This is a genomic window from Microcoleus sp. T3_D1 (genome assembly GCF_036700405.1).
GTDB lineage: Bacteria > Cyanobacteriota > Cyanobacteriia > Cyanobacteriales > Microcoleaceae > Microcoleus.
Genome location: NZ_JAUBOV010000140.1, coordinates 278 through 8899 on the forward strand (window position 1 = coordinate 278; position 8622 = coordinate 8899).

The 8622-nt window shown below is 45.9% G+C and carries 6 protein-coding genes; 4 read left to right on the forward strand and 2 right to left on the reverse strand.

What is annotated here, in order from left to right:
* Positions 1–297 precede the first annotated feature (297 nt).
* On the reverse strand, positions 298–1851 hold the full coding sequence (gene lysS / locus QT992_RS32190; RefSeq protein ID WP_333342852.1) for a lysine--tRNA ligase: 1554 nt from the start codon (positions 1849–1851) through the stop codon (positions 298–300).
* Positions 1852–1908: 57 nt separating this feature from the next.
* On the opposite strand from lysS, the gene QT992_RS32195 reads away from it, so the two are divergent.
* Positions 1909–2064 (forward strand): hypothetical protein, encoded by a 156-nt coding sequence (locus QT992_RS32195; protein WP_333342853.1) that lies wholly within the window; start codon positions 1909–1911, stop codon positions 2062–2064.
* Between the two features lie 97 nt (positions 2065–2161).
* Here the strand turns inward: QT992_RS32195 and QT992_RS32200 are convergent, their stop codons facing one another.
* Entirely contained in the window at positions 2162–2299 is a 138-nt protein-coding gene (locus QT992_RS32200; RefSeq protein ID WP_333110366.1) for a hypothetical protein, read from the reverse strand.
* A 34-nt stretch (positions 2300–2333) separates the two neighbouring features.
* Here QT992_RS32200 and tkt point away from each other — a divergent pair, with 34 nt between their 5' ends.
* The 3 genes from tkt to QT992_RS32215 all read left to right on the forward strand — a co-directional run bounded on the left by tkt (position 2334) and on the right by QT992_RS32215 (position 8480).
* The gene (gene tkt, locus QT992_RS32205) at positions 2334–4349 is read left to right on the forward strand and encodes a transketolase (protein WP_333320508.1); all 2016 of its coding nucleotides are present in this window, start codon (positions 2334–2336) and stop codon (positions 4347–4349) included.
* Positions 4350–5186: 837 nt separating this feature from the next.
* Positions 5187–7985: a PAS domain S-box protein gene (locus QT992_RS32210; RefSeq protein WP_333342854.1), complete on the forward strand. Its 2799-nt coding sequence runs from the start codon at positions 5187–5189 to the stop codon at positions 7983–7985.
* A gap of 48 nt (positions 7986–8033) precedes the next feature.
* A complete protein-coding gene (locus QT992_RS32215) occupies positions 8034–8480 on the forward strand; it encodes a response regulator (protein WP_333320504.1) in 447 nt (148 codons plus the stop codon).
* The last annotated feature ends 142 nt before the right edge of the window (positions 8481–8622 follow it).

Genomic DNA, 8622 nt, shown 5'->3' on the forward strand with positions numbered 1-8622 from the left:
CACCAACAATATTAGCCAATAATTGACGATATAAATAAACCCGCCCCCCTCCAACGGTAAATCGCAATGCACATTTTCTGCATAATTGTAGGGGCGGGTTCACCAACAATATTAGCCAATAATTGACGATATAAATAAACCCGCCCCCCTCCAACGGTAAATCGCAATGCACATTTTTCGTATTTGATCGAAGTCAAGGTTGATGTAGGTTATTTGTCGGGTGGGGGCGGGTTTATAGAGACTGTTTGTTTGAGTTAGATATTGTTTGTAAAACCCGCCCCTACCAGATTTTACGAATCAATCTTTGACCGGCCGCATTGTCGGGAACATCACCGCATCTCGGATGCTTTGAGTATTAGTTAAAAGCATCACCAATCTGTCTACGCCGATACCCATGCCCGCACAATTAGGCATTCCCAAAGATAGCGCTTGAATAAAGTCTTCATCCATTGGATGCGCTTCGTCATCGCCCGCATTTTTCTGCGCCAACTGTTCCTCAAACCGCTTTCTTTGCTCCTTCGGATCGTTCAATTCTGAAAATCCATTAGAGTATTCTGTACCGTTGATAAATAGCTCGAAACGTTCTACAAATCCTGGCTTGCTGCGATGTCCTTTTGCTAAGGGACTGACTTCGACAGGGTAGTCGATGATGAATGTAGGTTGAATTAGTTTGGGAACAACTAATTTGTCAAAAACCGCATACAGCACGTAGCCTAAACTCTGTTGTTCTAACTTAGACAGGTGCAATTCTAGCTTGGTTGCAGAGGATCTCGCACTTTCTAAGTCCAAACTGTCAAAATCCAGCCCAAACTCGTCTCTGACAGCTTCTACCATCGTTTTCACTTGCCAGTGTTTGCCGCTAAAACCGGGATACTTTTCGCTGTAGTCGAACTTGCGTTCTAAACTAATCGTTTCCCCCTGATTTTCAATCTCCTTGACATCCCCAAATACCGCCGCCGCTGCGAAACAGATCACGTCTTCGACAACTCCTAAAATGTCGAAAACATCAGCATAAGCTTGGTAAACTTCCAAAGAGGTAAACTCTGGATTGTGGGTGCTGTCAATCCCCTCATTTCTAAATGCTTTCCCTAGTTCAAATACTCGCTCGAAACCGCCGCAAATTGCTCTTTTCAAGAATAATTCTGGAGCCACTCGCAAATACAAATCTACCTCTAAAGCATTGTGGTGAGTGATGAATGGCTTAGCAGCAGCACCGCCGTAAATAGCTTGCAGTGTGGGCGTTTCTATTTCGTAAAAATTGGCTTGCCACAGATAGGAACGGATGCTTTGAACGATGCGGCTTCGCAGCATAAAACGGTTTAGCGCATCTTGGTTGCTTGCCAAATCCATTTCGCGGTGACGGCGGCAAACTTCGGGGTCGTTAATTCCGTAATAAGAATCGGGAAATTGAATGGTAGCTTTTGATAAAAGCTTTAATTCCCTCACTAAAATAGAAAGTTCTCCCCTGGGGGTGCGGCAGCCGATACCTTCGACGCCGACAAAATCGCCGATATCGAGCAATTTTTTAATTTGTTCAAAGCTCAAACCGACTTCGCCGGTGACGATTGCTTTCTCGATTTTGAGTTGAATCTTGTCTGTGGCGTCTTTTAAATCGATGAAACCAATTTTGCCGCTGTCTCGCTTAGAAGTGATGCGGCCGGCTAATCGCAGGGAAATTTCTTCGGGGTCACTTTGTCCGTTTTCGAGTTCTTTTCCCGGCTGACTAAATATTTCGCGAACTTGTTGGGCTGTGTGCGATCGCGCGTAGGATTCACTGGGATACGGTTCTATGCCTTGCGATCGCAGTTCGTCTACTTTTTGACTGCGGACTTCGGCTTCACTGAGAGTCATTAGTTATTGCCTGATTAAAATTACAAATATCTGACATCTGGCACTATTCCGGCGATCGTGCGATCGAGCGTTGCTCAAATCAACGCCCCACAAGAAAATTCACTCTTTGTGGAACAGGCATCTTGGCTGTTCGTGACAAAGCTGCAAGATGTCAGAAACACCAAACTCTATCATAACAGGGCAGCTTTGAGAGCCAATTTGCCAAATAATTAAGTTACACCCTCTCGTAGCTCGATCGCACAGACCCGCACTCGCCCCAGAAATATCTCCGATAACAATTTGCGATCGACTGCACAAAGCGACCGAAACATTAAAAAATTAAGTTGTCTGTCGATCGCAACAGGTGAGATGATATGTAGTGCAGCCTCACGGCAGTTCCACAGAAACTGAACAGCAGAAACGCGAGCGATCGAACTCGGCTCATCGCACCTCTGTCAGAATCGACCACACACACTCTCTCTTAACATATAAAAACCAGAATTATGGCTGTTGCAACCCAATCACTCGAAGAACTCTGCATCAACTCTATCCGCTTTTTGGCCATCGATGCGGTAGAAAAAGCAAAATCAGGACACCCGGGACTGCCGATGGGCGCTGCCCCTATGGCCTTCGTGCTGTGGGATCGGTTCATGCGGTTCAACCCCAAAAACCCCAAGTGGTTTAATCGCGATCGCTTCGTCCTCTCCGCCGGCCACGGCTGTATGCTGCAGTACGCCCTCATGTACTTGGCCGGCTACGATAGCGTCACCCTCGACGACATCAAGCAATTTCGTCAGTGGGAATCCAAAACCCCCGGACACCCCGAAAACTTCGTCACCGAAGGCGTAGAAGTTACCACCGGCCCCCTCGGACAAGGAATTGCTAATGCCGTCGGTTTGGCAATGGCAGAAGCTCACCTCGCTGCTAAGTTTAACAAGCCCGACCATAAAATTGTTGACCACTACACCTATGTCATCATGGGTGACGGCTGCCACATGGAAGGCATTTCTGGCGAAGCTTGTTCTTTGGCCGGACACCTCGGACTCGGCAAATTAATTGCCTTGTACGATGACAATCACATTTCTATTGAAGGCGACACCAGCTTGGCCTTTACTGAAGATGTGGGCAAGCGTTTTGAAGCTTACAATTGGCACGTTATTACAGTAGACAATACCGCTCTAGACGAAGATACTAACCTAGAAGCAGTTCACAAAGCTATTGAAGAAGCCAAAAAAGTCACGGACAAACCGTCCATGATTAAAGTCCGCACCATCATTGGTTACGGTTCTCCTAACAAGCGCAATTCTTACAGTTCTCACGGTGCTGCTTTGGGTACCGATGAAGTGAAAGCAACTCGCGATTTCTTGAAGTGGGAACACGCACCGTTTGAAATTCCTGATGATGCTTTGTCACACTTCCGCAAAGCAGTCGATCGCGGTGCTCAAGCTGAGCAAGAATGGCAGAAAGCTTTTGATGCTTATAAAGCAGCATATCCTGCAGAAGCGGCAGAATATGAGCGCAGCGTTGCCGGCAAACTTCCTGAAGGTTGGGATAAAGTTTTGCCGACATACAAGGCAGAAGATAAAGCCGATTCGACTCGGAATCATTCTGGAAAATGTTTGAATGCTTTGGCAGGTGTGTTACCTGAACTGATCGGCGGTTCCGCTGACTTGGCATCTTCTAACATGACTTTGCTCAAGGGTGAAAAAGACTTCCAAAAAGGTCAGTACGAAGGACGTAACCTGCGCTTTGGTGTGCGGGAACACGCCATGGGTGCGATCGCCAACGGTATGGTACTGCACGGCGGTTTAATTCCTTACTGCGCTACTTTCTTGGTATTTGCTGACTATATGCGGGGAGCAATTCGCCTCTCTGCACTCTCGGAAGCTGGAGTTATTTACGTAATGACTCACGACTCCGTAGCCTTGGGCGAAGACGGCCCAACTCACCAACCCGTGGAAACCATCGCTTCTCTGCGCGTAATTCCCGATTTGTTGGTAATGCGCCCTGCGGATGGTAACGAAACATCCGGCGCTTACAAAGTGGCAGTTGAAAGCCGCACTCGCCCAACTTTAATGGCTTTGTCGCGCCAAAACTTGCCTAACTTGGCTGGAAGCTCGATCGAAGGAACAGCCAAAGGCGCTTACATTTTGTCCGACGACGGTGGCACTCCCGACATCATTTTAATCGGCACCGGCGGCGAAACATACCTCTGCGTTGATGCCGCTGAAAAATTGCGCGCCGCAGGCAATAAAGTGCGCGTAGTTTCGATGCCTTGCTGGGAATTGTTCGACTTACAAGATGCCGCTTACCGTGAATCGGTACTGCCGAAAGCTGTTACTAAGCGGTTGGCCGTTGAAGCCGGTTCTAGCTTCGGCTGGGGACGTTATTTGGGTTCTGAAGGCGATAGCCTCAGTATTGACAGATTCGGCGCTTCTGCACCGGGCCCCGTTGCTTTAGAAAAGTTTGGCTACACCGTTGATAATGTGGTAGCTAAGGCTCAGGCGCTGTTGGGTTAATAGCAGCAGCATAATTTTGGGTGGGGCGGGCTTCTGGCTCGCCCCATTTTTTATAGCAGAAGGAAGTTCGGCAACGGATTCTGTAAGGGATGTAACAGATGTAACGGATGGATGGAAGAAGGCTTTAGTTATTTAGAAGATAAGGAAGAAGAAAGGAAAAGTTAAAATCCTAAAATCTCAAATCGGCATCTAGGGTTTCACTTCGCCATACCTCACATCTTGCACCATTGTCAGGAACAGGCAAGATGCCTGTTCCACAAGAGATGAATTTTCTTGTGGAACAGGCATCTTGCCTGTTCATAAAAGGATTGAGAATGGTGCAACACATAAGTTATACCCAACCTAGAGCTCGCTACAGCTCGCGAATCATTGAGAATTGCTATAGTGAACAAACCTGACGGTCAACAGAGTACAGTTAGACCGGAGGCTTCTTTTTCCTTTTTTTTCTCATGCTTTTTATAGTGAGGTAGTTCCACCCCCACTTGCTAATATAGTATCAGAGTATTTCCAGAGCATCAAGGGGTATAAAAGAATAATTGTCGCTTTGGGTACCTACACCCGACGAGCCTTTCATCCCAAGGAGTAATTCCCAACGGGGTACTTCGCGCTGCGCTCAGATTAATCCCCTCTAAATATACCGAGGGACTTCCCGGCTGGTAGTTAAGACTTACCGAAGAAAAACCCGTTTCTACAACAATATTCGGTTTGGCAACGAGGCATTTATGAAGAAACCGGGTTTTTAGCCCCCCGTGCCTCCAGAGCTGTATATTTCAGAGAGTTAAGATAAGTTATAAGTTATTGCCTTAAATTACTCCTTCCCCATTTGCCATTCCGTTTATGATTGGGAATTTTTTAAATCAGTTGTTATTCACCGGCAATTATATTCCTCAAGGCTACTGTTACCTTTGGCAGCGAGAGCTAGTCGCGCTCCACATAGTGTCAGACTCTATAATTGCTTTGGCCTACTATTCAATACCCCTCTCGTTAATTTATTATTTTATCGGTCAGCGAAAAGACTTGCCCTTCCGCAACATCTTTTGGCTGCTTGCAGCCTTTATTATCTCTTGCGGCACTACTCATATAATGGAAGTTTGGACGCTTTGGCATCCTGTTTATTGGGTTTCTGGCAGTCTGAAAATTATTACCGCCGCGATTTCTGGTTACACCGCTGTTGCATTAATTCCTTTAGTTCCCCAAGCATTAACTCTCCTGAGTCCAACTCAATTAGGGATGATCGATTCAATACTGCAAAAAGAAATAATTGAACGTCGAGAAACGGAAGCTCGCTATCAAACTTTAACTGAAGCTTCACCGGTGGGAATATTTTATGCAGATGCTGGAGGAGACTGCTTGTATGTCAACGAGCGCTGGTGTCAAATTTCGGGAATTACCTGTGATGAAGCTTTGGGCAAAGGGTGGTTGCAAGGCATTCATCCAGACGACCGCGAGCGGGTTTTTTCTGAATGGTATAGCGCCGCGCAGGAGAAATTGCCGTTTAAATCTGAGTACCGATTTCAAGGCCTTAATCACACTCAAATCAGTTGGGTATTCGGTCAATCTGTAGGTCAAATTGGAGAAAATGGGGAGGTTAAAAGTTATGTTTGTACTATTACTGATATTACAGAACGCAAGCAGGTAGAAGAGGAAAATCGACGGCTCAATGAAACTCTGGAGCATCGAGTTGCTGAGCGCACGGCTCAAATCGAAATTTCTAACCACAAATTGCAAAAAGAAATAGCCTACCGCGAAAAAATTGCTTTCACTTTGTTGGAATTGACGCAACTGCAAAATGCAATTCTTAATAGCGCTAACTACACAATTATTTCTACCGATCCCGACGGTACAATTAAAACATTTAATCGGGCGGCCGAGCAACTTTTAGGTTATTCGCTAGAAGAAGTGGTGGGGAAAGTCACGGTAGAAATAATTCACGATCCTCTGGAGGTCGCTAAAAGAGCTGAAGTTCTTTCTCAAGAATTGGGAGTGAAAATAGAGCCGGGAATTGAAGCCTTTGTTGCCTTGTCGCGCCGGAAACTCGCTGACGAAAATGAATGGACTTACATTCGCAAAGATGGTTCGCGGTTTCCGGTACTGCTGTCGGTGACTGCCTTATTTGATAGTAACGGAAATATTAACGGTTTTTTGGGTATCGGTCAGGATATTAGCGATCGCAAACAAGCAGAAAAAGAGCTGCGTGACCTCACAAATGCCATGCAAAATGCGGTGGAAGGCATTTCGCGGCTGGACATTGAGGGACGCTACGTGAAGGTTAACCGAGCTTACGCTCATAAATGCGGTTACGAACCGGAACAAATGCTTGGCATGAAATGGCAGCTCACCGTACATCCGGGCGATGTTGAGATGATGGTCTCAGCTTATCAGGAAATGCTAATTTCTGGCAAAGTAGAAGTTGAAGCTAGGGGCGTTCGGAAAAATGGCTCGTTTTTTTACAAGCAATTAACGATGGTAAAAGCTTGCGACGCACAGGGAATATTTAACGGCCACCACTGTTTTATGAAAGATATCACTGAGCGCAAACTAACTGAAACTGCTTTGCAGGAAAGCGAATTTAAGTACAGGCAAATAGTTGAATTAGCAAAAGAAGGTATTTGGGTAATTGACAGAAATGGCCTCACGACTTACGTGAACCACGCAATGGCGCGAATGCTAGGCTATAGTGAATTAGAAATGTTCGGGAGGTCGCTTTTTGATTTCATGGACGAAGGGGAAAAACCACAAGCTATTGAAAATGTCGAGCGGCACAAGCAAGGTATGGGTGAACAACACGAATTTAAATTCAAAAGCAAGGATGGCAAAGATATTTGGACTGATATGTCTACCAGTTCAGTCATGGACTCCCAGGGTAATCTGCTGTCTTCTTGTGCCTTGGTTTACAACATTACAGCCCGCAAAGAAGCAGAGCAGCAACTGCTGCAACTGACAGAAGATTTGAAGCGTTCCAACGAGGAATTAGAACAATTTGCTTATGTGGCTTCCCACGATTTGCAAGAACCACTCCGAGCCGTTACCAGTTACACTCAATTGCTGGCCCAGCGCTATCAAGGAAATTTGGACGATCGCGCAGATAAGTATATTAATTATATTGTCGATGGCGCCACCAGAATGCAGCAGTTAATTAACGATTTGTTGGCGTATTCGCGCCTGGGAACGAGGGGTCAGGAGTTTGAGCCGGCGGACTGCAAGGCTGCTGTGCAGCAAAGTTTGTGTAATTTGCAAATTGCGATCGCCGAAACAAAAGCTGTAATCACCTGCGACGCGATGCCAACTGTTATGGCGGATGAATTTCAACTGGTGCAATTATTCCAAAATTTGCTCGCCAACAGCATCAAATTTTGTCGCCCAGATATCCCGTTGATTCATATCGCTGCCCGCATGCAAGAGAGCGAATGGGTGTTCAGTGTCCGCGATAACGGCATTGGCATCGATCCGCAGTATGCCGATCGCATTTTCATCATTTTTCAACGCCTGCACTCCCGCCGCCAATATTCCGGCACAGGTATAGGTTTGGCGATGTGCAAGCGCATTGCTGAACGCCACGGCGGTCGAATCTGGGTGGAATCTCAAGAGGGAAAAGGAGCGACTTTTTACTTCACTATTCCTATAATTAGTACCTGAATCCTCAAAATTCAATTTTGTTTTTATACTCAAAAGGATACGCCGGTTATGAGCGATCGAACCACTGTTAGACCTATAGAAATTCTGCTGATTGAGGATTCTCCCAGCGATGCCGATTTGGCAAGAGAAGCTCTCGGTCAGGGTAAAATATTGAATAACTTGCATTTTGTGGAGGATGGAGTCGAAGCAATCAAGTTTTTGCGCCGAAAAGAACCCTATCTCAGGGTACCTCGTCCCGATTTGATTTTGCTGGATTTGCATCTGCCGAAAAAAAGCGGTATTGAAGTGCTAGAAGAAATTAAAACTGACCCCAAGTTAAAATTAATTCCTGTAGTGATTCTCAGCACTTCCGCAGCTCCCGAAGATATTTTTAAGTCATACTCCCTCCACGCCAACTGTTACATAACAAAACCGGTAGACTTCGTGGAATTTACTAAAGTAGTCAGGTTAATTGAGGAGTTCTGGCTGGCCGTCGTCAAACTTCCTCTAAATTAAATGAAGAGATGCTTTGCTTATGAGTGCTATAAAATTTTTGAACCTATGGAAATTCTGCTGGTGGATAAGGAATGAGAATTAAATAACTTCCACAAGTTTGTGGGATGGGGAGCATCTCAGTTTTGCATTTACAGTGCGAGCG

Bases quoted from the DNA above. Each gene is read 5' to 3' on its own strand.
- QT992_RS32210 (WP_333342854.1), top strand. From the start codon at position 5,187: ATGATTGGGAATTTTTTAAATCAGTTGTTATTCACCGGCAATTATATT.
- QT992_RS32215 (WP_333320504.1), top strand. From the start codon at position 8,034: ATGAGCGATCGAACCACTGTTAGACCTATAGAAATTCTGCTGATTGAG.
- lysS (WP_333342852.1), bottom strand. From the start codon at position 1,851: ATGACTCTCAGTGAAGCCGAAGTCCGCAGTCAAAAAGTAGACGAACTG.
- tkt (WP_333320508.1), top strand. From the start codon at position 2,334: ATGGCTGTTGCAACCCAATCACTCGAAGAACTCTGCATCAACTCTATC.